The organism is Natronococcus roseus (genome assembly GCF_043677095.1).
Classification (GTDB): Archaea; Halobacteriota; Halobacteria; order Halobacteriales; family Natrialbaceae; genus Natronococcus; species Natronococcus roseus.
Map to the genome: position 1 here is coordinate 187,504 of NZ_JBHLJR010000002.1, position 25,572 is coordinate 213,075.

The window sequence follows — 25,572 nt, forward strand, 5'->3', positions numbered from 1 at the left end:
CTAAAGGTTTATTATTTGGTTCAGTACTGTTCTCGAGAACGGAGGAGGCGGCCGCAGTCGGTACCGAAACCCTGCCGATCCTGCTCGATGACTCCCATCGGTTCACAAACTATCAGATACCGGAAACGACGAGCGTTCCGAACCACATCCTCTCTCGGTGATTTCAGGAGAGCCAACGTTCATTATCGGCGAACCGGAACTACGTCAGTAGATGTCACACTACAGGCAGGCCCCTCGAAGCGAGGAGCGACTGCAGCGCCAGCAACGAGTAAATGCCGGCGGCGGAGGGAACCGGCAGCGATGACCCGCGAGAGCACCGAAATCGCCCTTATCGGGACGGACGAGTCGGGAGTACTCGCGGAGCTGACCACCGCGCTCTACGATCGCGACGTCGAACTGCTCGAGCTGGATCAGGCCGTCCGCGACGGCACCTTCCGGGTGAACGCCCGGGTCGATACCGACGGAATGACCGTTTCGCAGTCGGTCCTGCGATCGGAGCTGCAGGCACTCGGCGACGAGTTCGACGCCGACGTTCGGGTACGCTTTCCCTCGAGTTGCGACGACCAGTCGATCGCCGTTCTGGTCACGAAGGAGAGCCACTGCCTGGAGGCGTTACTCGAGGCCTGGGACGACGGCGAACTCGATGCGGATATCGGCGTCGTCATCGGGAACCACGACGATCTGCGTCCCCTCGCCGCGGAGTACGACGTCCCGTTCCACGACGTCGGCGACGAGAACGGCTCGCCCGACGAGGACGAGCTCCTGGAGCTGCTCGCGGAGTACGACACCGACCTCGTCGCGCTGGCCAGGTACATCCAGATCCTCTCCCCGGAGGTCGTCTTCCGGTACGAGGATCGGATCATCAACGTCCACCCGAGTCTCCTGCCGGCGTTTCCAGGCGCTGCGGCCTACCGCCAGGCCCTCGAGAAGGGGGTCCGGATCGCCGGCGTCACCGCCCACTACGTGACCACGGATCTCGATCAGGGACCGATCATCACCCAGCGCGCGTTCAACGTTCCCGCCGACGCGGCCGAGGCCGACCTCAAGGCGCTCGGCCAGCCCCTCGAGGCCGAGGCCCTGCTCGAGGCGATCGAGCTCCACCTTGAGGACGAACTCGTCATCGGTGACGGTCGGGCCATGGTCGAGAAACCGGACCGGGATGCGACTCAGCTCGGCGCACCCGCAGCGCTGGATCGGGCCAACCCCGAGGCCCCGGTCGACGAGCGCGAGTCGCTCGTCGCCGACGACCGCGAGGGGACGGCCGTTGCCGACGACTGACGTCGATTACGTTCTTTCGTTCCGCGATCTGCGTTCGTCGACCTCACTCGAGAGTCGTCCACTTTCGTCCTCGTTCGTACCACGCACGATCATCTATCTTACGTATTGTGTTTGAACACTCACGCTCGCAAGATACTTACTCCGGGTTCTCGCTACTCGTAGTATGGCGTTCGACCAGCCACTCGACAGCATCTCGCCGAGCGTAGCGACGGCCATCGATCGCGAACGCGACCGACAGGAGTCGACGCTCGGCATGATCGCCTCGGAAAATCACGTCTCGGAGGCCGTCCTCGAGGCCCAGGGCAGCGCGCTGACGAACAAGTACGCCGAGGGCTACCCCGGCGGCCGGTACTACGGCGGCTGCCAGCACGTCGACACGGTCGAGGAGGACGCGATCGAGTCGGCGAAAGCACTCTTCGGCGCGGACCACGTCAACGTCCAGCCCCACAGCGGGACCCAGGCGAACATGAGCGTCTACTTCGCCGTCCTCGAGCCCGGCGACAGCATCCTCTCGCTGTCGCTGTCCCACGGCGGCCACCTGAGCCACGGCCACAGCGTCAACTTCTCCGGGCAGCTCTACGACGTCGACCAGTACGAGGTCGATCCCGACACCGGCTACATCGACTACGACGACCTCGAGCGACGGGCCCGGGAGACCGATCCGGAGCTGATCGTCAGCGGCTCGTCGGCCTACCCCCGCGAGTTCGACTACGAGCGAATCGCGGAGATCGCCGACGCCGTCGACGCCCTCCACTTAGCGGACATCGCTCACGTAACCGGACTCGTCGCGGCCGGCGTCCACGCCTCGCCCGTCGAGCACGCGGAGTTCGTCACCGGGAGCACGCACAAGACGATCCGCGCGGGTCGGGGCGGGATCGTCATGTGCGACGAGGAGTTCGCCGAGGACATCGATTCGGCGGTGTTCCCCGGTGCGCAGGGCGGCCCGTTGATGCACAACGTGGCCGGGAAGGCCGTCGGCTTCGCCGAAGCTCGAACCGACGCGTTCGACGAGTACGCCGAACAGGTCGTCGCGAACGCGATGCGATTCGCCGACGTCTTCGTCGAGCGAGGGCTCTCGCTGGTCAGCGACGGCACCGACAAACACCTCCTGTTGGTCGACCTCCGCGAGTCCCATCCCGATCTCACGGGGAAGCAAGCCGAGTCGCTGCTGAGCGACGCCGGCATCATCGTCAACAAGAACACCGTTCCCGGCGAGACCAGATCGCCGATGGTCACCAGCGGGATCCGCGTCGGCACGCCGGCGCTCACCACGCGCGGACTCGAGGAAGCGGAGATGGAGACCGTGGCCGACTGCATCGTCGACGTGCTCGACGTGCCCGACGACGAGGCCGTTACCGACCGCGTCGCCTCGCAGGTCGACGAACTCTGTGCGGCGTATCCGATCTACGAGTAGCACAACGGCCCGCTTTCTCTCCCGAGGATACGGTTCGAGTTCGGACTGTCACGGCGAGGACCGACTCGAGCAGCGTCGGTAGCGTGACCGACGACAGGTCGGTGCGGTCGGTCTGGAGATACCCCTCAAGAACACTCACCGCACGTCGTTCGATTTCTTCCAATCGAAAAGAGGCCGAGCAACCGGAAGAGCGCAGCGAGTCCCCTCAGTCGTCGGATGGATCGGCTGTCTCGGGCTCCGAGCGACCTCCCTCGAGGTCGGTCGAGCCGAGCGAGACGTCGTCCTCCTCGCGGAGGAACAGCGGTCTGCGGGCCCCGAACGCGGACATCATCGAGATCACGGCGAGCAGAGCGATGATCGAGAACGGCCCGCCGGTGATGATCGCGGCCTGCTGGAGCGCGTCGACGCCGCCAGTGACCATCAGCAGGGAGGCCAGCGCCCCGATGAGGAAGCCCCAGATGACGCGGTTGATCGTCGAGGGCTCCTCGACGCCGCCGGTGGTCAGCATGCCGAGTGCGAGCGTCGAGGAGTCGGCCGACGTGATCAGGAACGTCGTCACGAGCACCAGAAAGAGGACGGTCAACACGCCACCCAGCGGGAGCGCCTCGAACAGCGGGTAGCCCGACCCCGCCTCGCCGAGTTCGCTGACGACAGCGAGGATGTCGGCCCGGTCGTTCCCCTGGAGGAAGATCGCCGTTCCGCCCATCGTTGCGAACCAGGGAACCGTGATGCCGGTCGAGGCGATCACGCCCGTCACGGCGACCTGCCGAACCGTTCGGCCTCGTGAGATCCGCGCGATGAAGAGGCCGACGAACGGCGTCCAGGAGAACCACCAGGCCCAGTAGAAGATCGTCCAGTCGCCGACCCACTCGGCGACGCCCGCACCTCCCGTGGCGCCGGATCCGGTGTAGAAGCTCATCGTGATGAACTGGTTGATGTAGGCGCCGAGCGCCTGGGTCCCCATCGACATGATCTGGGTCGTGGGTCCGAGCAGGAACGTCGCGACGGTCACGAGCGCGAACAGCCCCATGTTGAAGTAGGAGAGCCGTCGGATCCCCTTTCGGACCCCGAGCGCGACGGAGATCGTGAACGCGACCGTGAGACTGGTTATCACCACCACGGTACCCGCGTCGCCGACGCTGGCGCCGGTGGTCCACTCGATGCCGACGAGGAACTGGCTTCCGACCAGCCCGAGCGTCGTCGCGACGCCGCCGATCGTGGCGAACACCGCGAGGATGTCGATCGACTTCGCGAACGGGCTGTCGAGGTTCTCGAGGCCGACCCACGGTGCGATCACCGTCGAGATCCGAAGCGGCGCGTCGTACCGATACGCGAAGTACGCGATCGGCAGCGCCATGACGACGTAGGCGGTCCACGCGGAGACGCCCCAGTGGAAGAAGGTGTACTGGATCGCGCTGACCGCGGCGCCGGAGGACTGGGACTCGGCGTCGACGAACGGCGACACTGCGTCGTAGTGGAAGATCGCCTCGGCGGGCCCCCAGAATACGATTCCGGCAGCGATTCCGGCGGAGTACAGCATCGCGAAGTACGCCGGGAAGGCAAACTCCGGCCGTTCGTCGTCGTCGCCGAGTTTGATGTTCCCCCACGGCCCGAAGATGAGGAAGCCGACGAACGCGACGAGGATAAACATCGCGACCAGGTACCACCAGCCGGCGGCGGTCCACAGAACGTCGTTCGCGTCGGCCATCAGGCTCGACGCGGCCTCGGGCCGAATCACGAACGCCAACACCGATACGGCCGCGATGACGAAGCCGACGGTGAAGACGGCGACGTCGAGCTCCTCGGCGAATCGCGCCAGCGGCCCGGTCGACTCAGAGCCGGCCACGCGCTCTCACCCTTCTGTCCCCGGGTCGATCCGGGTTTCGGCCCGCTCGCTCGGTTCGTCGTTCGATGCGTCGTCTCGTTCGCTCGGTACGTTGGCGTATCATGCTTGTTATTACCTCACTCTCACTTGGTTCGACGGGCGCCCGCTACCGTCGCCCGTAGCGTTCGCAAATCGCGGTCGGTGTGAGGGCGTCTCCGCTTACTCGCGGTTGACGTCCTCAACGTCGTACCCCTCCGCTTCGATGCTGTCGATGATCGCGGCGGCGTGTTCGATCCCGCTCGTCTCGATCTGGAAGACGAGGTAGGCCTCGCCCACGTTCAGCGATTCGACCGCGCGGTCGTGGCGGACCGTCTGGATGTTCGCCCCATGGTGGGCGATGATCCCCGAGAGCTCGGTCATCTTCCCCGGCATGTCGTCGATCTTCACGCGCAGGCGCAGGATCTGGCCCCGGCCGGTGAGCGCGTGGATCAACACCGTCTGCAGCATCGTCATGTCGAGATTGCCGCCACACAGCAGCGGCATGACGGTCTCGCCCGCAACGTCAAGGTCGTCGCCCAGCAGCGCCGCGACCGACGCCGCGGCCGCGCCCTCGACGACCTGCTTCGCTCGCTCGAGCAGGAGGAGGATCGCCCGCGCGATCTGGGAGTCGGTGACGGTGACGACCTCGTCGACGTGTTCCTCGATGAGCCCCAGCGTCAGCTCCGATATTCCGCCGGTGGCGATCCCGTCGGCGATCGTGTCGACGTCGTCGAGCGTTACCGGGACGCCCTTGTCGAGGCTCTCGTGGACGGTCTCGGCACCCGTCGCCTGGACGCCGACGACCCGTGTCTCGGGGGAGAGGTGGTCGAACGCCGTGGAGATGCCGCTTATCAACCCGCCGCCGCCGATCGGGACGACGACGGTGTCGACCTCGGGAAGGTCCTCGTGCATCTCGATTCCCAGCGTTCCCTGTCCCGCGACGATCGCGGGATCGTCGTAGGCGTGGACGAACTCGACCTCGTCGTCCTCGCTGGCGTACTCCTTCGCGTGGGCCATCGCCTCCTGGAAGTCCTGGCCGACGAGTTCGACCGTCGCGCCGTAGCTCCGAGTCGCGTCGATCTTCGCCTGGGGCGCGTGTCTCGGCATGACGATCGTCGAGTCCGCGTCACACCTGGTCGCGGCCAGCGCGACGCCCTGTGCGTGGTTGCCGGCGCTCGCGGCGACGAACTCGTCGGCGCCGTCGGCGACGGCCTGGCTGATCCGGTTGTACGCCCCGCGAGTCTTGAACGAGCCGGTCCACTGGAGGTGTTCCATCTTCAGGTAGACCTCCGCGTCGACCAGCTCCTCGAGGGACGTGGAGCGCTCGATCGGCGTGCGCTTGACGACCGTTTCGTCGGTCAGTCGCTCGCGTGCTCGCTCGATGTCCTCGTACTGGATTTCGGGTTCGCGTTTTCGTGATTCGTTCATGGTCTGCTCTCGACGGCCTATCGGATTATTTTATCGCGGCCGGGGTCGAACAGCGGCTCGTCCCGAACCGTCGCGTCGTAGCTCCGTCCCTCGCACTCGATTCGGACCGACGTGCCCGTCTCGGCGTACTCGCTCGGCAGGTAGGTGTACGCGATCGACTCGCCGATGCTGTAGCCGTAGTCGCCGGCCTGGACGTAGCCGACGGCGGTACCGTCTTTGTAGACCGGACGGCCGCTCAACATCACGTCGCTCGAGTCGTCGAGAGTGAGGGGGGCGACCCGGTTGTCGATCCCCTCGTCTTTCGCCTCGACGAGCGCCTCCTTGCCGACGAACTCGGTGTCGAGGTCGACCGCGAACGGGAGCCCGGCCTCGTAGGGGTTGACGTCGGTATCGACGTCGGTCCCCCACAGCCGGAACCCCTTCTCGAGGCGCATCGACTCGACCGCCCCGGCGCCCATCGGTCGGACGCCCAGATCCTGGCCGGCTTCCCAGAGGGTGTCCCACAGCTTCCCCGCGTACTCCGTCGGCGCCCACAGCTCCCAGCCGAGTTCGCCGACGTAGGAGAGCCGCAGGGCGATGACGGGGACGTCGCCGACGTAGATTCGCTTCCCGCTGAAGTAGGAAAAGTCGTCGTTCGAGAGGTCCGCGTCGGTCGCCCGCTGGAGGAGGAGTCGCGCGTTCGGCCCCCAGAGACCGATCGTGCTCCTCGCGGACTCCTCGACCGTGACCGAGACCGACTCGGGGGCGTGGCTCTCGAGCCAGGAGCCGTGGATCCCCGGCGAGTTCCCCCCGCCGGTGGTCACCACGTACTCCTCGTCGTCGAGGCGAGCGACGGTGAGGTCCGCGAGGACGGTCCCGCCCTCGTTCAGCATCGTGGTGTAACGGACCTGGCCGATCGAGAGGTCCATATCGTTGCTACAGACCCGCTGGAGGAACGCGCCGGCGCCGCTGCCCTCGACCACGATCGAGCTGAACGTCGTCATATCGAACATCGACACCTTCTCGCGGGTGTGGAGGTGCTCGGCGCCCTCGATCGGGGAGCGGTTGACCCCCTGCCAGCCGTCCTGGTCGGGGATGCGGTCCTCGTACTTCGAGACGAGGTCGGTGTTGGATTCGTACCACTGGGGAACTTCCCAGCCGCCGCTCTGGTAGAACTCCGCGTCCAGCTCCTGCTGGCGGTGATAGAACGGACTCGTCCGGAGCCCGCGGCGGTCGGCCGGTTGCCAGCGGGGTTCGACGATGCTGTAGACCTGCTGGTAGCGCATCCCGCCCCGGTCCATGAAGTACTGCTTGTTACCCGCGTGGGGCTCGAACCGGTTGACGTGGATCCCGCTCGTGTCGACGGGGCCGGAGGGGAGTCGTGGAACGCCGTTCTCCATCCATTCGGCAAGGATCTTGCCGTAGCCGCCCGAGTGGGTCCACCAGATCGCGAGCCCGGTCCAGAGGTCGTCGACCTGGGCGGTCTCCCCCAGGACGGGCATCCCGTCCGGCGTGTAGACGAAGATTCCGTTCTCGGTGGCGTCGAACTCTCTACCTTTGGTCGCGGGCAGCAGCTCGTCGAACGCCTGCTTCGGCGACTTCTCGCGGTCGGGGTGGGTCGCCTTCGTCCAGTGTTTCTCCGTGAAGCTGTGGACCGACGCCTGGCTCTCCTCGGAGTTCGACCCCATCTCGTCGGGGTCGACCACGAGCTGCTCGTGGTTGTACGAGCCGAGCCCGTACCCCTCGCCGTGGGTCCGGAAGTACAGCGAGTTGTCCTGGTCCCGGCCGACCGGGCGGTCCGGCGGCTGGGCCATCGACTCGGTGATCTCTCGATCGCCCGGGATCTCGAGCCCGGTGACGGCGTCGTCGGCCCGTTCGTTGCCTCGCAGCTCCTCGAGGGGTTCGGTGACGACGTACTGGTGTTCGACCGGGGCGATCGGTAGGTCGACGCCGGCGAGTTGTCCGGTCTGGTAGGCCCAGTTGTTCGTCGCCAGCACGCAACGGTCACACTCGATGCGCCCGCGGTCGGTGACGACCGCCTGTACCTCCCCGCTGTCGACCTCGATGTCGGTCACCTCGGTGTGGCCGAAAAACGACGCCGGCGTCGTCTCGAGGTACCACTGGAGCGCGTCGGTGCCGGCGACCTGGCCGTCGGTCGGCGAGTAGTAGCCGCCGAGGATCTCCTCCTCGTCGACCAGCGGCAGGTAGTCGGTTACCTCCGCGGGCTCGAGCAGCTCCGGCTCGGGGAGCCCGTACGATTTCGCCCACTCGACGCGGCGCTGCAGGAAGTCCATGCGCTCCTCGGAGCGGGCGAGCTCGATTCCACCGGTCTCGTTGTAGACGCCGGCTTCCTTCAGCAGTCGAGTCGTGTAGTGGGCCGTCTTCGTCTGGAGTTTCGACGGGGAGGTCTGGAACATGATCCCCGGCGCGTGGGTCGAGGAGCCGCCGGTCACCGGCAGCGGTCCCTTGTCGAGGACGACGACGTCGTCGGCGCCGAGTTCGGTCAGGTGGTACGCCACGCTGCACCCGACCGCCCCGGCACCGATGATCACCGTCCCGGCGCTCGAGGGCGGGCTGTCTGTGCTCATATACCACACCGTGGTACAGTGGGTATCATAAGTGCATCGGTGAGAGGGCGGACGCGGTCTGCAATCCGGGTACTGCGGGCCCACTCCGTCGACGAAGGGACAGTGTTGATCGACAGTCCACAAACAGTCATCATCCAGACACGTATTGCGTCCCGAGGTTAGTCGCTCGAGGACGCCGTTCGACGACCGTGACTACGGTAGCGAAACCGGAACGTCCGTCTGGATACTCGCGGCCTTCACTGGGTTATAGGGCAACAGTGCGATCGTCACTGGGCCGACGCCGTCGAGAACGGGGGTATGGCGTCTGCTCTCGCCTTCGCGCTCGAACTCGACGTCCCGACGAGTTCGTACCCTTCTTCGTATCTGCATCGACGCGGTTGACGCCGACCTCGATCACGACCGTGCCGTCGCCAATTGTCGAGCCGTCGATCAGCTTGGAGTAGCCGGCGGCTGCGATCACGATCCCGAGGGCGATGTTCGAGGTTTCATGGTCGAGACGGGTTCTGGACCGCAATTCCCGAACTTTCGCTCGCGGTATAAACACCACCAGTATTCCACCTGCACCTACTTTGAGATCGGAGGTCACCGTCGAGGTGACACCTGTTGAGGGGTGTCGCTGCCATACGAAGGGAGGCGTGTCGTTCTTCCACGCCTCCACTCCCATAGCATCGGTCCGAACGAGTGCGGTTCCGGGCCGTTTCGGACCTCGTACCGTATCGAACGGTCCGCTCGAGAGCCGGGAGACGTCACTACGCGTCGATAGCGAGTCGAAAAACCGCTCGAGGCCGAACTACAGCAGCGGTCCGTCCTGAACCGTCGCCGCGTAGCGCTCGCCCTCGTGGAGAATCTCGACCTCGGTCCCGGGCTCGGCGTACTCCGGCGGGAGGTAGGCGTAGGCGACGCAGGCGCCGACGGTGTAGCCGTACTCGGCGCTGTGAACGTACCCTAACGATTCGTCGCCGTCGAGGACGGGCCGATTCTTGAAGACGACCGCGTCCTCGTCTTCGAGGGTCAGGCAGGCCACCTTGTGATCGATCCGTTCGCCCTCGGCGGCCTCGACGACGGCCTCCTTCCCGATGAAGTCCGTCTCGAGGTCGACGGCGAAACTCAGTCCGGCCTCGTAGGGGTTGTGCTCGGTGTGGAGGTCCTCCCCCCACAGCCGGAACCCCTTCTCGATGCGCAGGGAGTCGAGCGCGCCGTTGCCGTACGGCCGGAGGTCGTGGTCCTGGCCGGCCTCCCAGAGGTGTTCCCAGAGCCGTCCGCCGTACTCGCTTGGCGTGTACAGCTCCCAGCCGAGTTCCCCGGCGTAGGAGACTCGAAGCGCCCTCACCGGGACGTTCTTGACGAACAGTTCCTGGGAGGTGAAGTACGGGAAGGCGTCGTCCGAGAGATCGGCTCGGGTTACCTCGCTCAGCACGTCGCGGGCGTTCGGCCCCGTGAGGACGAACGAGGTGAGTTCGGAGGTGACCTCCCGGACCGTGACGCCCTCGGGAGCGTGTTTCTTGACCCAGGCGACGTGGTTCTGCCCGACCTCCCGGCCCGTGGTGAGTACGAGGTAACGGTCCTCGTCGGTCCGGGTGACGGTGATGTCGGCGCGGACGCCGCCCTCCTCGTTGCACATGAGGGTGTAGCGCACCTGTCCGACGTCGATGTCCATATCGTTGGTACAGAGGTACTGGACGAACTCGTCGGCACCCTGGCCGCTGACCTCCATCTTGTTGAACGAGGTCATATCGTGGATGCCGACCTCGTTGCGGACGTGTCGGGACTCGGCGCCCTCGATCGGCGACCAGTACTTCGCCTCCCAGCCGTCCCGCTCGGGGACGTCCTCGCCGTAGCGCGCGAGCAGGTCGGCGTTCGAATCGAACCACTGGGCCTCCTCCCAGCCGGCCTCGGCCCACAGCTCGGCGTCGAGCTCCTGCAGTTTGTGGTAGACCGAGCTGCGGCGGATGTCGCGCTGGTAGTCCGTCCAGGTCCACTTGGGGTGGACGATGTTGTAGACGATCCGGTACTCCTCGCCGCCGATGTCGCGGGCGAAGTCCCAGCTGCCCTCGTGGGGCTGGAACCGGTTGACGTTGCAGTGCGAGAGGTCGATCCGGCCGTCGGAGAGTTTGGGCGCGCCGGTTTCCATCCACTCGGCCAGCGCACGCCCCGCGCCGCCGGCGTGGGTGACCCAGATGGCCGCCGCCGTCCAGAGCCCGTCGTACTTCTGGACGGGCCCCATCACGGGGAGGCCGTTGGGCGACTCCGCGAACATTCCGTTGTACTTGTGCTCGAGTTCCTTCCCCGCGGTCGCGGGCAACAGCTCGTCGCTGGCCTGGCGGGGCGCCTTGTCCGGGCGATCGGGGTGGGTCGCGTTGTTCAGGTGGTAGTCGGAGAACTCGTGGATCGAGCCCTGCTCGCCGCCCTCCTCGTTGCCGCCCAGCTCCTGGGGGTCGGGGACCAGGGGTTCGTGGTTGTACGAGCCGATCCCGTAGGCGTCGCCGTGGGTCCGGAAGTACAGGGCGTTGTCCTGGTCCCGGAGGATCGGCCGATCGGGGTTCGCGAGCAGGCGGTCGGCCTTCTCGCCGGAGACCTCGCGGTAGTTCTCGTAGACCGGGTCCTGGGTAACGTCCTGGTCACCCGAGAGCTCCTCGAGGGACTCGGTGATCGTGTACTGGTGTTCGACCGGCGTCACGGGCAGGTGGACGCCGAGCTGCTCGCCCAGCTGGCGCGCCCAGATGTTCGTCGCGATCACGACCTCGTTGCACTCGATCTCGCCGTGTTCGGTGACGACGGCCTGTACCTCGCCGTCCTCGACCGCGACGTCCTCGGTCCGCGTGTGAGGGACGAACTTCGCGCCCCGATCCATCGACGCCCGCGCCAGCGCGGCGCAGGCCTTGACGCCCGACACCTGGCCGTCGGTCGGCGAGTAGTAGCCGCCCTGGATGACGTCGCTGTCGACCAGCGGCAGCTTCTCCTCGACCTCCTCCGGAGAGAGCAGCTGCGGATCGGGGACCCCCCAGGCCGTCCCGTACTCGACCCGGCGCTGAAGGAAGTCCATCCGCTCGTCGCTCCGGGCGACTTCGATCCCACCCGTCTCGCTGTAGAGCTGGTTCCCGTCCTCGTCCTCGAGCTGAGAGTACAGCTTGCGGCTGTAGTTCGCGAACTTGGTCAACACCTTGTCCTCGGCGGTCTGGAACATGATCCCCGGCGCGTGGCTCGAGGAGCCGCCCGTGGTCGGGAGCGGGCCCTGGTCGACGACGACGACGTCCTCGCGCCCGAACTCGGTCAGGTGGTAGGCCGTGCTGCAGCCGACGATTCCGGCCCCGACGACGACGGTGTCGGCCTCGGCCGGCAGACTGTCGTGTGTATTCATTACTCACCTCGATATGCTGGTGGGGGTCAAATATAGCTGTCGCCGTCCCGGATCGTCCAACGAACGATACGAAAACTGAGAGATAGTGTTTCGGCCGACCGGGCAGTCCCGACGACCGCGCGATGCCGTCGTTCCGTCAAAGACGACCGAGGGCCCGACCGACCGGCCCGTCGGATCCGATTCGCTCGCTCGCGGATTCTCGACTCTCACGTCCGCTTCCCGGGACTCAGCCTCGAGCTATATGAAGGGACGGAGTATTCCCCACTCAGTATTACCCCGACCCGAGTCCAATCGTAGACAAATCATGAGAATCGGGGACTCGGTTGACACTCTCTCGCAAATAGTAGACCGGTACGAGGCGGACGGCGGCGTGATCCGGCAGGTCGACGCGACGATCTCCGGACGGGCGGACGCGACCGGGCCGAGCGTCTCGGTCGACGTCGTCGCTCCGCTGTGTAACGGGACGGCGGCCGAATCGAACTCCGACACGACTCCCGAAACGGCACGCCTGGACGACGACGGGGGGCTCTCCCTCGAGTTCTCCCGCTCGGCGCTGCCCGCGATAGCGGAGTACGCGCCCGACGGCGTCGTCGTGACGAGGGACGACGCCCGCGTGACCGCCGACGGCGACGTCGTCGTGACGTTCGCGATCGGCTTCGAGGATGAGGCGGAGTCGGCTTCAGCCGAGCCGCCAGCGGGTTCGGCGGCCGAATCGGACGCCGGGACGGTACCGACCGAAACCGACGGCTCGCTCGAGACGGGCGACACCCTCGACGAGGAGGGAGTCGACCCGGTATCGACGGACGCTCGACTCGGGGGTGAATCCGAAGCGGAGCCCGCGATCGATCCCGAACTCTCGCGGGCTCTCGAGGACGCGCGCAACGAGGAGCTACCGCCGTACGACGACGCCGAGTACCTGCAGTGTCTGTACGAGTCGTTCGAGACGTTCGCGGCGATGGCCGACGTCCTCGAGATGGACGTCGCCGCCGAGACCGTTCGTCGGTACATGATCGACGCCAGCGTCCACGACCCCGTCTCCTACGACGTGGCCGACGCCGAGGAGACCGGGGAGCGAACGGAACCGGTCGACGAGCCGGACGAGCAGTCCGTTGCGGAGGGATCGGACGCTACCGCGAGCGACGCGGAGCCGGCCCCCGCTCGTCCCGACGGGACCGCGGATCCGGTCGACGAGGTTCCGGAGCGGCCCCTCGTTGCGGACGGAATCGGGCTCCCCGACGACGTCGAAGTCGAGGGGCTGATCGACGCGGTCGAGTCGTCGATGACGCTGTACGACGTCTCTCGAGCGCTCGGCCTCGAGCGCGATCGGACCCGGGAGCTGCTCGAGGGACTCGACCTGATCGATCTCGTGGTTAGACGCGTCTACGCCTCGAGAACGCCGGAGGAGGGACCGTCGCGGGAGGAGATCGCCGAGCGGATCCGCGGCAGCGACCAGCACCGATCCGAGCGGCGCGCCGGGGACACCCGCTCCGGCGATCGCCAGTCGGCCGTCCCGTAGCGTCGCTCGCCGATCGACAGCGATCCGCGACCGTCGACCGAGTTCCTCTCTCGTTCTCACGTACTCCGTTCTCTCCCGGCTCGTGCGCTACGAGCCGGTTTCGACTCCCCCGAGAACCGGGTCGGTTCGAGGCGTCACCCCCACGGGGGTATATATTGGTGTTCAATAGCACGGGTGAACGACTTTCAGTATATCCTGTGTTGGTGGTGCCATATGACACAGTGGGACGACTCACGAGCCGCCGCGGTGAGTGAGAACGTTACGGACGAGTCGAGCGCGCCGTCGGCGAATCAGCTCGCCGGCCCCGATGCATTCGAGGCGGAGAAGACGACGATTTTCGGCGAGTACTGGGTGTACGCCGGCCACGCGAACAGCATCGCCGAGCCGGGGCAGTTCTTCACCCGAACCGTCGGCGACCGACAGCTGATCGTCGTCCGCGGCCACGACGGCGAGATCCAGGCGTTCGACAACGTTTGTGCCCACCGCGGCTCCAAGATGGTCGAGGACACGCCGATGATCGACCCCGGCAGCGGCAACCGGATCCAGTGTCCCTACCACCTCTGGACGTACGATCTCGACGGCGACCTCCGCAGTACGCCCAAAAGTTTCGAGGACGCGAGCCTGAACCCCGACCTCGAGAACGAGGACGTCCAGAAGTTCGACTGCGAGACCAACGGCCTGAACGACGTCCACGTCGACGGCGTCGGCCCGCTGCTGTTCGTGAACCTGCGCGACGAGCCGCCGGCGCTGTCCGAGCAGGTCGGTCCGATGGCGGATCGGCTCGAGTCGCTGTCCCTCGAGGCGGCCGACCACGAGCGTCGAGTCGTCGAGGAGGTCGAGTGCAACTGGAAGACGGTCGCCGGCAGCCTCCTGGACGCGGTTGGCCGCCGGGATCGGCTTCCGGGCGTCGAGTCCGCGGAGACCGACCTCGAGACCGACGACCACTGCTGGTCGCTCAGTTCGACCGACGACGATGAGAGAGCGCAGGTTCACTACTGCTGGCCGAACGTCACGATCGAGGTGGACGGCGACGGCGGGTACGCGACGTGTATCATCGACCCGGTCGACGCCGGCCGGTGTCAGCTGATCGTGGACTACTACGTCCGGGACGGCGACGGCACCGAAGCGGAACGGGAGTTCGTCCGCACGAGCCGCGAGCGCCGGGCCGAAGCGATCGAACTGGCCGAACGCCGCCGCGACGCGGACGGAGCCGGCACCCTCGAGCGGACGCTCGGACCGAACGAACACACCGTCGACGACCTCCACGGGCTCGCACAGGAGTCCAACTCGTGATCGATCCATGAGCACACAGCAACACTCAACGTACGCCGCGAGCTGTCCCGACTGCGACGTCGATCTGCACAGCGAGGACCCGAACGAGATCGTCGAGTTCTACCGCCGCCACTCGAGTGTTACGGGCCACGACGTGGAGTTTACCCGAATCGGACCCGACCTCGCGGACGCGGTGACCGAGGACGACCTCAAGGAGGTCTACACGCTCAAAGACGTCGTGACCCAGCTCGAGGCGGAGTACGAGAACGGGGTTCCGATCGGCGCCGTCGCAGCGGCGATGAGCGAGCAGGGACTGTCGATCGGCGAGACGCTCGAGAAGATCCACGAGATCCGAATGGGTGGCGGACTGTACGAACCGCAAGACGACCACCTCCGTGCGTTCTGATCGGGGAACCCCCGCGGTCGGCGGCATGTCGGCTTCCGGATCGTCCTGCTGTCGACGAACGCCCGTCCTATACTGCGAAGACGACCGTCCGAAGACCTCTTCTTGGCTCCGACTACGATCGTACCCAGTACCGCCGAGAACGGCGGTCGTTCGACCGGTGGGATCCAGAACTCGAGTCGCGACGCCGCCGACGATACGGGCCCGACGAACGAAGGCGACGTCGAAACGACTCGAGGCCGGCAGGGCCCTACCACCGGCGCCTCGAGAACCACCCGTCATATAAATGGGCGCTATATACCTAGTTAACTTCTTTCATGAACTCGATCATCATAGTGAGTATATGACACAGTGGGAGCACGCTCGGACGAAGCCAGTCAGCCCGGATATCACGGAGAAGTCGAACGCGCTGCCGGCGAAGTACTTCACCGAGCCCGAGACCTTCGAGATGGAGAAGGACAAGGTCTTCGGGCGGTACTGGGTGTACGCCGGCCACGCCAGCTGCATCGCCGAGCCGGGACAGTTCTTCACCCGGAACGTCGGCGGTCGCGACCTCGTCGTCGTCCGCGGAACGGACGGCGACGTCGAGGTCTTCGAGAACTTCTCGGCGCGAACCGGCTCGCCGGTGGTCGACGAGACGTCGATGACCGATCCCGGCCGCGTCGACCTCGCCGACTTCGAACACGCCGAGTCGGTCCGCGTCGACAGCATCGGACCGCTTTACTTCGTCAACCTGAGCGACGAGCCGCTGTCGCTGTCCGAGCAGGCCGGCGTGCTGAAGGAGCGACTCGAGTCGCTGCCCCTCGAGGAGTACGAGCACGGCTGTCGGGTCGTCTCGGAGGTCGAGTGCAACTGGAAGGTGTTCGCGGGTAACTACTCCGAGTGCGACCACTGCCAGGCCAACCACCAGGACTGGATCAAGGGGATCGAGCTCACCGACTCCGAGCTCGAGGTCAACGACTACCACTGGGTGCTCCACTACACCCATGACGAGGACGTCGAGGACGAGCTCCGCATCCACGACGAGCGCGAGGCCCAGTTCCACTACTTCTGGCCCAACTTCACGGTCAACATGTACGGCACCGCCGACGGCTACGGCACCTACATCATCGACCCGATCGACACCGGCCGCTTCCGGCTGATCGCGGACTACTACTTCCGTGACGGCGACATCTCGGAGGAGGAACGCGAGTTCGTCCGCACGAGCCGCCAGCTCCAGGAGGAGGACTTCGAGCTCGTCGAACGCCAGTGGGCGGGGCTGAAGACCGGCGCGCTCGCGCAGGCCCAGCTCGGACCGAACGAACACACCGTCCACAAGCTTCACCGCCTGGCCCAGGAAGCGTACGACGCCTGATTCTCGAGCGGACGACCCCACTCACGCCTCGACGGCGTCGACGGCGTCGGCTCGACGGTGGAGCCAGACCGCACAGGCGATCGTCACGAGTCCGGCGACGGCGGCGATCCCGAACGCGACGCGGTACCCCGTCACCGTGTAGACGCGGACGCCGCCGACGAACTCGCCGGTCCAGTAGGCGTCGAGCACCCACCCCATCGCCGTCGGGAAGACGGCGGCGCCGAAGAACGAGGCCCCGTTGATCGCGCCCAGCGAGATCCCGCTCGCCCGGCTCGAGTGACGCTCCTTGATCAGGGGGTAGGTGAGGACGAACGTCCCCAGCAGCGCGCCGGCCACGAAGAAGACGGCTCCGACGACCGCGATCGGCGGGTCGCCGACGATCGCGAGCAGCGCGAGCGCGCCGGTGTAGACGAGCCCGCCGCCGACGATGAACTCGGTTCGGCGCTCGAGGCGGTCGGAGAGCCAGCCGAACGCGGGCGGGCCGACGGCGCTCCCGACGCCGCCGAGCAGCGTACACAGCGACGCCACGGTCACCGAGGTGTCGTACACCTGGACGACGTAGGGGATCCCCCAGAGGCCGAACAGCGTGAGGTTCACCCCGCCCGTACAGAACAGGAGGACGCTGACGACCCACGTCCACCGATCGCGGAGGACGGTGGCGCCGTGGGTCCGGATCTCTCCCAGCGTGAGCCGGGACTGCTCGGGAACTCCCTCGATCGGTTCGAACCCTGCGCGCTCCGGCGAGTCTCGGACGACGAGCGCCGTCACGGCGGCGGCGACCAGTCCGACGGCCGCGAGCGTCGACAGCGAGGTTCGCCAGCCGGTCGCGTCCACCAGCACGGCCAGCGGCGTCGTCGCGAGCACGCCGCCGACGCCGCCGACGGCGAAGCTCAACCCGTTCATCGTGCCGAACTCGTCGACGCGGTACCAGCTGGCACAGAACCGCAGCATGCAGACGAAGATCACGCTGCCGCCGAGTCCGATCACCAGCCGACCGCCCAGCGCAGACGGGTACCCCTCCGCGAGCGCGAACCAGAGCGCGCCGGCGTTCATGGTCACCGCACCGATCGCCGCCGTCCGTCGGATGCCGATCCGATCGACGAGGACGCCCGTCGGCAGCTGCATCAGGGCGTAGACGAGGAAGAAGACGGCGTGGAGCGTGCCGAGCTGCCCGCCGGTCGTCCGAAACGCCGCCATCAGGTCGTCGGCGAGTACGGCCGTCGAGAGCCGGTAGACGTTGACCAGCAGGAAGGAGACGGCCAGAACCCCTCACAGCAGCCAGCGACGATTTCTCGGCGACGACCAGTAGTCCATACGGGAGGTCTCGAGTGCGTCGTCAAAGCGTTTGATATTACGAACGCGAACGGGGGATCCGTCGGGAACCGGTCGGCGAGCGACGACTCGAGTCGTCGTTCCTGCCGCCACCGTCATCGTCCCACCATATGTGGGCAGTCGGACAGGTCGTGTTTCCCGGAGTACCGCTCAGCCGGATGTTTACAGTCATATGGGTGTATATATCTACTCCTCGGCGGGCGGCCGGGTTGTCGTCCGGCGGTCCGAGAATCGCTCGACGGCTCGCTCGAGTGGGGTCGCTCGAGGGAACAGCGAGGGCGCTCGAGCAGGTGCGGCCCTACCCCGACCGAGCCGACTCGACCGCGGCGACGAACTCGGCGGCGGTCTCCCGGACCCGATCCATGTCGCCGTCCGCGATCGCGTCGTCGTCGACGATCGCGCTGCCGACGCCGACGGCGAACGCTCCCGCGTCGAAAAACGACGCGACGTTGTCGACGGAGACGCCGCCGGTCGGCACGACGCGAACGTCTCCAAGCGGACCCTGCAGCGCGCCGACGTGGTCGGGACCGACGGTCGCCGCCGGGAACAGTTTCAAAATGTCGGCGCCGGCCTCGATCGCCGTCACGGCTTCCGTCGGCGTCGTGACGCCGGGGATCGAGACGACGCCGTGACGGTTGCACGTCCGAATCACATCGGGGTTGCAGTCGGGCGCAAGGACGAACGTCGCCCCCGCGTCGACGACCGACGCCGCCGTCGCGGCGTCGCGGACGGTCCCCGCACCGACGACGGCGTCGGTATCGCGCAGTTCGCGGTCGACGGCCGCGACCTTCTCGCGGACGCGAGTTCCGTCCGCGGTCACTTCGATCGCGCCGACCCCGGCGTCGTGGATCGCTCGAGCGACGGGGGCGATCCGATCCTCGTCGATCCCGCGGAGCACCGCGACGACGCCGCTGTCGCCGATTCGTCGTTCGACGGCGTTCGGTTCGGACATACGGACGCTTTCTCGATCGCGGGCTTGAACGTAGCGGTTCGTCACTCGGACGAGGGCTCGACTGCGTTCTACACGACCGGGACGGCCGCCGTGTGCAATCGGCACGTTCCGTCCGCTTGGGGGAGTGATCGAGGAACTGATGTTTCGGGCTCACCGATCGATTCGAAAGCTGTCTGCAACCAGTCACTTCCACCGAGCTATTAGAAAAGGTATAGACTGCTGCTCGGAATAGAAGGGTATGCGTTCGGTTTCTCTCTTGTCCGCTCCGATCCGGAGCGGACCTCGTCAAAACCGCTCCCTGTCGCACACCGCCTGTCCTCGAGAATCCGCTCCGAAGAAGAGGTGTAATAGGTAACTATTGAACTCATCGGTAGCGTTACCCTGAGATCAGCACGAGCAGTTCTACCTATTTTCAAGAATGTACTAGAAACGTACAGCACGATTGGAACGAGCCGTCGACTCGTCTCGGGACCGGGCCAAGTTCGCTTTCGTCGGTCGCGCGAGCCGATGGGTCTGGCCCGCGTGGTTCGTCGATCGGCGAAAACACTCATATCGGATCGCGCGGTATTTTCGGGTATGACACGTCCACTGCGGATCGTCGGCCTCGCCGTTGCCGGCATCGTCGTCCTCTGGCTCGTGCTCGAGCTTATCGCGCTCGTGTTCGGGCTCGTGACGTGGATCGTGAGCACGATCGTCTCGCTGGCGGTGCTCGCGCTCCTCGTCTACGTCGGGTACCTGCTCGTCTCTTCGGTAGCTACCTAATGTCGGACAGCTTCAATAGGTGACTATTTAGCAAAAGCAACCTCTTTTGAACGCTGCAACTACTTTCCCGAGAGAGCGTCCGCAACCGCGACGAGGCGAAGTCGCCGGTAGTCGGCAACCCACGACCCCTCGCGGAACAGCGTCGGGCGGAGTCGGTTTTCGACCTCCCCGACGATCGCGTCACGCTCGGCGTCGGGAACCCCCTCGAAGAACTCGTCGCCGAACATCTCGATCCAGTTCGCGAGACCGTCCGCGCCGTTCTCGAGCTCCGTCGGTCGGTCGAACAGTTCCGCCGAGCGTACCTCGAACCCGTGGGCCTCGAGGCGCGGCGCGTACTCGCCGATCGACGGGAAGTACCAGGGGTGGCCGCCGTCGTACCCCCGGTCGGCGAGTTCGGCCTCGAGCGCGTCGACGATCGCTCGGACGTTGCCCGTTCCGCCCAGCTCCGCGACGAAGCGACCGCCCGGCCGAAGCGCGTCTCGAACGGTCTCGAGGACGGCGTCCTGGTCGTCGATCCAGTGTAAGGCCGCGTTCGAGAGCACGGCGTCGAACGGCTCGTCGGCAGCGAACGTCGTCGCGTCGGCCCGGATAAACGAACAGTCCGGGTGGGCCTCGCGGGCGGTCGCGATCATCTCGGCGGAGCTGTCGAGCCCGACGGCGGCCGCGCCCGCGTCGCTGACCGCCGCCGTCAGCTCCCCCGTCCCGCAGCCGAGGTCGAGCACGCGCTCGCCCGCGGCCGGCTCGAGGAGCTCGAGCAGGTCCCTGCCGTACTCGTAGACGAACGAGTGGTCGTCGTCGTAGGCGGTCGCGTCCCAGTCGTCTCGAGGAGACGTCATCATCGGGGGCTACGGTGTCGGGTTGCCTATCCGTTCGGGTTACGGCCGGAACTCCGTCCACGCTCGCACCCACAGCCGAGGTAGCGGATGGAGGTCAGATCGGGAGCGGAATCGGCGTGAACTCGGCTGCGAGCAGGTACGCCAGCGCGAGGGCGACCTTGCCGGCGACCACCAGCAGCCCGACGAGGGCGTAGGACGCCGTCGCAGCGGTTCTCGAGATCGCGTCGCGGCGCTGGCCGACGACCGTTCCGACCGACAGCAGGATCGGCACGACCAGCCCGGCGATCACGGCGACGCCGACGAACAGCGTCGCGTGAGTGGTCAGCAGGTTCTGTACCGCCGGCTCGGCTGCGGGAGCCTGCTCCGGTAGCAGGAAAACGGTCGCGAGCACCGCCACCAGCGTCGCCGCCAGCAGTCCGGCGGCGCCGAGCGCGTAGTTCTGGATCGTCCTGCCGACGGACCGGTCGGCGACCGCCGTCAGCCCGACGGAGACGGCCAGCCCCGCGCCGAGCCCGCCGAGGATTTGCACCGGAACCAGGAACGTTTTGTCCCACAGCGCGACCCGCTCGGTCGCCCCGGAGCCGTACGCCATCGCCGAGTAGACGAGGACGCCGGCGGCGAAGATCGCGAAGACGCCCCCGAACACGAGGCGGATCGGCTCCGAGGGGCGAGTGTAGTCGGCGAGCGCGTCGAGTCGGTCCAGGAGCCCGATACGGTTGAGGACGCCCCGGATCCCGCCGGTCGTACCGCCCGTCGCAGCCCTGGCGGGTCCGTCCTCGGCTCCGCCGTCGGAGGCGACGTCCCGTCCGCCGTCGGCCGCGAGCGTTCCCTCTTTACCCTCGGCGACGGTCGGGGAGTGCGGTCGGCTCGCCCCGAACGCGACCCAGACGAACATCAGGAACGAGCCCAGACCGAACCCGAGCAACATGTACGACCCGATCGCCATCCACGAGCCGAGGTTCGTCATCGTCAGCGGGATCAACATCGCCCGGAACGGCGTCGCGAGGTGTGACAGCAGGACGGGCGGTCCGATCGCCAGTCCGAGCAGTCCGACGAGGTAGCCGTACTTGGCGATCCGGCCGTGCTCGCTCGCGTTGCTCCTCGCCGAGAGGAGGTCCGCGACGTAGCCGGTCAGGTACGCGCCGCCTGCGATCCCGATCATGGCGATGTAGACGCCGATTCGCCAGTTCCACTCCGTGTACGGAAGTTCGAACGCGATTTCTGTTGCCATCGTGTCTCACCCCCCCATGATTTCGTCCGCGTCGTCTCCGAAGACGATCCGTGCAGCTTCGTCGTTGAATGGCGTCGAGACGTGCTCTTCCTCGAGCTTCTCCGAGAGTTCGTCGGGCGTGCCGAACAGCAACGCGTCGGTCGGACACTCCGAGGAGCAGGCCGGCTCGAGGTCCCGTTCCTGGCGGGGCTCGCAGGTCGTGCACTTGTCCATCAGGCCGTTCCCGCGGGCGCCCAGCGGCGACGCTTCCTCGGCCTCGGGGACCTCGGCGTCGGGGTACTGGGGCGCGCCGAACGGACAGCCGACGCCGCAGTAGTGACAGCCGATGCACATCCCCGCGTCCACCCGGACGGTGCCGTTGTCGCGAAACCGAAGCGCGTCGGTCGGACAGACCTCGACGCAGGGCGCTTCGGCGCAGTTGTAACACTGCATCGGCTTGTTCGTCTCGTCGTCCGTCCCGTGGGCGAGCGCGACCACCTGAATCCGGTCGCTCTCGGGCGGCAGGTCCCACGTTCGCTGACACGCGACCTCGCAGGCGCCGCAGTCGATACAGGACTCCCAGTTCGGGATCACCCGGGCCGTTCCTCCGTCTGATTGGTGTGTGCTCATCGGTTTCACCTATCGCTTGTGGCGGTTCATGCGCTGTTCTTGCCACCGGAGCTGCCGATCCGACAGCTCCGGAATCTCGCCGTCGTCGGCCACCCGGACGCGACACAGCGTCACCTTCGTCTCCTGCATCTGGGTCTCGCGGTCGTAGGCCGGCGCCGTCCCGGCGTTGATCGACTCGCCGATCACGAGCGGCCCCAGCCCCTCGGGGACGTTCTCCAGCATACGCTCCCCCTCGAGGATGCCGCTCCAGTGGTAGGGGGCGAACGCGTGATCGGGGGCGACGCGCTCGGTGACGTTGGCCTGGACGACCATCTCGGCGTGGGGCGTCTCGACGACGATCCACTCGCCGTCCTCGACGCCGAGGTCGCCGCCGACCTCGGGGTGGAGCTCCAGGTACATCATCGGCGACCGCGATGCCGTGCCGAGCGTGCTGCGGGTCTGTGCGGCGGCGCCCTGGTGTTCGACCTGCCGGCCCGACGTGAGGACCAGGTCGTACTCCTCGTGGGCGTCGATGTTGTCCTGCTGGACCCGTTCGTTGTCGAGCTCGACGCGCCAGTGGTCCTCGACGCGCTCGTTACACGGGTAATCCTCGACGAGATCCGCGCGCGGCGTGACCGCGGGCTCGCGGTGGACCGGAATCTGGTCCTCGAGGTTCCAGGCTTTCATCCGGGCTCGGCCGCGACCCCACGGGGCGTCGGGCTGGGGGTTGTCGAACGCCGCGTAGCGCTCGAGGTCGACGTTGTACCCCTCGTCGGCCAGCGCCTCGGCGGTGTCGGCGACCGACTGGGACTCGTCCTCGGCGTACTCCACCGGGAGCGTCGCCGCGGCCGGGGTCTCGGGGTCGGGCAGCACGGTCGAGAACAGCGGGTACTGCGGGACCCCCTCGAGTTCGCCGTCCCACCAGTCGGGCTCGAACGGCTCCCGGAGCTGCTCGTCGGGCTCGACCTCGGGATCGTCCTCGTCGACCGCCGCGTCCCACCAGTTCGCACGGAAGTCCATCCCACCTTCCGCGGGGTGGAGCGACGCGTCGTAGAGGATCGGCGTTCCGGGGTGGTCCTCGTGCCAGGACGGCCACGGCAGGCCGTAGTAGTCGCCGTCGAGTTCGTCGTACAGCTCGTGGTCCTCCTCGAGGTCGGCCCGGAGGTTCTCGACGCTGAAGAGGTCGGCGTGCTCCTGGTGGAGCTTCAGCCGTTCGGGCGTCTGGCCGACGTAACCGATCGAGCGCGTGCCCAGGTTGATCTCCCGGAGGATGTCCTCGGGCTCGTCGTAGTCGAAGTGCTCGCCGAAGCCGAGTCCGTCGGCGAAGTCACACAGCAGCTCCCAGTCCGTCCGGGAGTTGTGTCGCGGGGTGATCGCCTGGTTTCGCCACTGGAGCTGCCGACCGGTGTTGGTGGCGCTGCCGGCCTCCTCCATGTTGGTCGCCGCCGGCAGCATGTAGACGTCGGTGTCGCTGTCGGCGAGCTCGGCGACCTGGTTTGGGTAGACGTCGACGTTGACGATGAACTCCAGCTCGTTGACCGCCTCCCGAACCCGCTTGTACTCGCTGAGCGAGCCGAGGCCGTGTCCCCAGAAGACCGCCGCCCGGAGCGGATCGGGCTGGTAGATCTCCCACTCGTCGTCGAGGACGCCCTCGAACCAGCGGGCCACGGTAAAGCCGTTCTTTTCCATCAGCTCCGTCGAGTGGAACCGATCGACCAGCTCGTCGTAGCTGATCTCCCCGGAGGTGCTCTCGGTTTCGGTCCAGACGTTCGTCCAGTGCTCCCAGGCGTCCGGATCGAGCCCGTAGTAGCCCGGCGTGTTCCCGGAATCGACGCCGAGGTCGGTCGCGCCCTGAACGTTGTCGTGGCCCCGATAGATGGGCGTGCCGCCGCCGGACTGGGCGGCGTGGCCGAGCGTCAGGTTCAGCATGGCGTAGGCCCGAACGTTGCCCGTCGCGTTGTTGTGCTGGGTGCCGCCCATCGCCCACTCGACGCAGCTCACCTCGGCGTCGGCGAGGGTCTCGGCGAGTTCGGCGAGGTCGTCCTCGGACGTCCCGGTAATATCCGAGACGGTCTCGAGGTCGTACTCGGGAAGGACGTCGTCGCGGAACTCCTCCCAGGTTGGCACCATCACGCGGCTCTCGATGAACGCCTCGTCGTGAAGGTCGTTCTCGACGATGTGATAGATCAGGCCGTAGATGAACGCGACGTCGGTCCCCGAGCGGAACTGGTAGTAGTCGTCGGCGGCGGCGGCCGTCTTCGTGTACCGCGGTTCGGCGACGATGTGTCTGCCACCCCGTCGCTGAGCCTCCTGGAAGTGCTGCCAGGCGACGGGGTGGCTCTCGAGCGGGTTGTGCCCGATGATGAGGTTGACGTCGACGTTTCGCATGTCGTTGTTGTTGTTGGTCATCGCGCCGACGCCCCACGTGTTCGCGATTCCGGTCACCGTCGTCGAGTGACAGATCCGCGCCTGGTGGTCGATGTTGTTCGTTCCGTAGAGCGCGGCCAGCTTCCGGATCAGGTACGCACACTCGTTCGTGTGTTTGGCCGAGCCGACCCACATCGTGGCGTGGGGGCCGGTCTCCTCGCGGATGTCGTCGAGTCGCCCGGTGATCTCCTCGAGGATCGCGTCCCACTCCATCCGGGTCCACTCGCCGTCCTCGAGTTTCAGCGGCTCCTTCAGCCGCTTGTCGGAGTTGACCGACTGCGAGAGCGACGCTCCCTTCGAACAGAGCCCGCCTTGGTTGATCGGGTTGTCGTCCCACGTCTCCTGGCCGACGAGCGCGTCGTCCTCGACGGCCATCTGTACGCCGCAGCCGACCGAGCAGTGCGTACAGACCGTCTTGACCAGCTCGTCGGCCGCGTCCGGATCGACGGTGTCGTCGTCCTGTGCCTCCCCCCGCTCGAGGAGCGTTCGCCCCCCGACCGCCGTCGCGAGCGTCCCGGCAGCACCGGCCTTGAGGAACCCCCGACGATCGAGATCGAGCGTCGATCGTGACATACGATGACAAACGGAGAGATCGGTAATAAATATGGCCGGTACCCATACATTCTTTTAATAGTTATTTTTACTGCGTTTATACTCACCGGCAAAACGCAGTTCGCTCGCTACCGCACACTCGTCGGCGAACGGACGCTGTCGCGGCTGACGCTTTCCCTCGCTGTCGGCGTCGAGAGCCTACTTCGGAACGGCGAGATGAAACGCTCGCTGAACGTGGACACAGATATGGTATCGCATAGCATACTTCGAACCATGCGTGTACGATGTACCCTCTGCAGACGGCCCATCCCGGATCGGTCCCTGCAGCGCGTCTGCGAGTGCGGCTGGTGTATGGACCCGAACTGCCGGCGGAACCACGAATCGTTCTGCCCGGTCCACGGCGAGGATCGGTGGCTCGGCGCCGTCGAGATCTAGCGT

Annotated in this window: 19 protein-coding genes; 8 read left to right on the top strand and 11 right to left on the bottom strand. The window is 66.5% G+C overall.

Going from position 1 to position 25,572, the window contains the following annotated elements; genetic code table 11:
* Window positions 1-300: 300 nt before the first annotated feature.
* Window positions 301-1,278, top strand: coding sequence for a formyltetrahydrofolate deformylase (locus tag ACFEMD_RS05635; RefSeq protein WP_394739980.1), 978 nt, complete (start codon window positions 301-303; stop codon window positions 1,276-1,278).
* A gap of 163 nt (window positions 1,279-1,441) precedes the next feature.
* Window positions 1,442-2,692: a serine hydroxymethyltransferase gene (locus tag ACFEMD_RS05640; RefSeq protein ID WP_394739981.1), complete on the top strand. Its 1,251-nt coding sequence runs from the start codon at window positions 1,442-1,444 to the stop codon at window positions 2,690-2,692.
* Window positions 2,693-2,897: 205 nt separating this feature from the next.
* On the opposite strand, the gene ACFEMD_RS05645 is transcribed toward ACFEMD_RS05640, so the two are convergent.
* The 5 genes from ACFEMD_RS05645 to ACFEMD_RS05665 form a co-directional block, all read right to left on the bottom strand.
* Window positions 2,898-4,538 (bottom strand): BCCT family transporter, encoded by a 1,641-nt coding sequence (locus tag ACFEMD_RS05645; RefSeq protein ID WP_394739983.1) that lies wholly within the window; start codon window positions 4,536-4,538, stop codon window positions 2,898-2,900.
* Window positions 4,539-4,736: 198 nt separating this feature from the next.
* The gene (gene ilvA / locus ACFEMD_RS05650) at window positions 4,737-5,984 is read right to left on the bottom strand and encodes a threonine ammonia-lyase (RefSeq protein WP_394739984.1); all 1,248 of its coding nucleotides are present in this window, start codon (window positions 5,982-5,984) and stop codon (window positions 4,737-4,739) included.
* A 17-nt stretch (window positions 5,985-6,001) separates the two neighbouring features.
* Window positions 6,002-8,551, bottom strand: coding sequence for a GcvT family protein (locus ACFEMD_RS05655; RefSeq protein ID WP_394739985.1), 2,550 nt, complete (start codon window positions 8,549-8,551; stop codon window positions 6,002-6,004).
* A gap of 244 nt (window positions 8,552-8,795) precedes the next feature.
* Complete coding sequence (locus ACFEMD_RS05660) at window positions 8,796-9,215, bottom strand: hypothetical protein (protein WP_394739986.1); 420 nt, start codon at window positions 9,213-9,215, stop codon at window positions 8,796-8,798.
* A 126-nt stretch (window positions 9,216-9,341) separates the two neighbouring features.
* A complete protein-coding gene (locus ACFEMD_RS05665) occupies window positions 9,342-11,909 on the bottom strand; it encodes a GcvT family protein (protein ID WP_394739988.1) in 2,568 nt (855 codons plus the stop codon).
* Window positions 11,910-12,213: 304 nt separating this feature from the next.
* Between ACFEMD_RS05665 and ACFEMD_RS05670 the strand changes: the two genes are divergently transcribed.
* The 4 genes from ACFEMD_RS05670 to ACFEMD_RS05685 all read left to right on the top strand — a co-directional run bounded on the left by ACFEMD_RS05670 (window position 12,214) and on the right by ACFEMD_RS05685 (window position 16,454).
* A complete protein-coding gene (locus ACFEMD_RS05670) occupies window positions 12,214-13,425 on the top strand; it encodes an HAD family hydrolase (RefSeq protein ID WP_394739989.1) in 1,212 nt (403 codons plus the stop codon).
* A 213-nt stretch (window positions 13,426-13,638) separates the two neighbouring features.
* Entirely contained in the window at window positions 13,639-14,718 is a 1,080-nt protein-coding gene (locus tag ACFEMD_RS05675) for an aromatic ring-hydroxylating oxygenase subunit alpha (RefSeq protein ID WP_394739990.1), read from the top strand.
* Between the two features lie 7 nt (window positions 14,719-14,725).
* Window positions 14,726-15,103: a hypothetical protein gene (locus tag ACFEMD_RS05680; protein ID WP_394739991.1), complete on the top strand. Its 378-nt coding sequence runs from the start codon at window positions 14,726-14,728 to the stop codon at window positions 15,101-15,103.
* Window positions 15,104-15,443: 340 nt separating this feature from the next.
* Complete coding sequence (locus ACFEMD_RS05685) at window positions 15,444-16,454, top strand: aromatic ring-hydroxylating oxygenase subunit alpha (RefSeq protein WP_394739992.1); 1,011 nt, start codon at window positions 15,444-15,446, stop codon at window positions 16,452-16,454.
* A gap of 21 nt (window positions 16,455-16,475) precedes the next feature.
* Here ACFEMD_RS05685 and ACFEMD_RS05690 read toward each other — a convergent pair whose 3' ends face one another.
* Together ACFEMD_RS05690 and ACFEMD_RS05695 are read right to left on the bottom strand one after the other, a co-directional pair.
* Entirely contained in the window at window positions 16,476-17,717 is a 1,242-nt protein-coding gene (locus ACFEMD_RS05690; protein WP_394740499.1) for an MFS transporter, read from the bottom strand.
* A 367-nt stretch (window positions 17,718-18,084) separates the two neighbouring features.
* A complete protein-coding gene (locus tag ACFEMD_RS05695; protein ID WP_394739993.1) occupies window positions 18,085-18,738 on the bottom strand; it encodes a bifunctional 4-hydroxy-2-oxoglutarate aldolase/2-dehydro-3-deoxy-phosphogluconate aldolase in 654 nt (217 codons plus the stop codon).
* A gap of 576 nt (window positions 18,739-19,314) precedes the next feature.
* Between ACFEMD_RS05695 and ACFEMD_RS05700 the strand changes: the two genes are divergently transcribed.
* A complete protein-coding gene (locus ACFEMD_RS05700) occupies window positions 19,315-19,500 on the top strand; it encodes a hypothetical protein (protein ID WP_394739994.1) in 186 nt (61 codons plus the stop codon).
* Window positions 19,501-19,559: 59 nt separating this feature from the next.
* Here ACFEMD_RS05700 and ACFEMD_RS05705 read toward each other — a convergent pair whose 3' ends face one another.
* From ACFEMD_RS05705 to ACFEMD_RS05720, 4 genes are all read right to left on the bottom strand, one after another.
* Window positions 19,560-20,336, bottom strand: coding sequence for a class I SAM-dependent methyltransferase (locus ACFEMD_RS05705; RefSeq protein WP_394739995.1), 777 nt, complete (start codon window positions 20,334-20,336; stop codon window positions 19,560-19,562).
* A gap of 94 nt (window positions 20,337-20,430) precedes the next feature.
* Entirely contained in the window at window positions 20,431-21,567 is a 1,137-nt protein-coding gene (locus ACFEMD_RS05710; protein ID WP_394739996.1) for a dehydrogenase, read from the bottom strand.
* 6 nt (window positions 21,568-21,573) lie between these two features.
* Window positions 21,574-22,176, bottom strand: coding sequence for a 4Fe-4S dicluster domain-containing protein (locus ACFEMD_RS05715; protein ID WP_394739997.1), 603 nt, complete (start codon window positions 22,174-22,176; stop codon window positions 21,574-21,576).
* Between the two features lie 9 nt (window positions 22,177-22,185).
* Window positions 22,186-25,155 (bottom strand): molybdopterin-dependent oxidoreductase, encoded by a 2,970-nt coding sequence (locus ACFEMD_RS05720; protein WP_394739998.1) that lies wholly within the window; start codon window positions 25,153-25,155, stop codon window positions 22,186-22,188.
* A 3-nt stretch (window positions 25,156-25,158) separates the two neighbouring features.
* On the opposite strand from ACFEMD_RS05720, the gene ACFEMD_RS05725 reads away from it, so the two are divergent.
* Window positions 25,159-25,569 carry a hypothetical protein gene (locus ACFEMD_RS05725; RefSeq protein ID WP_394739999.1) on the top strand — a complete coding sequence of 137 codons (411 nt, stop codon included), beginning with the start codon at window positions 25,159-25,161 and terminating at the stop codon, window positions 25,567-25,569.
* Window positions 25,570-25,572 lie beyond the last annotated feature (3 nt).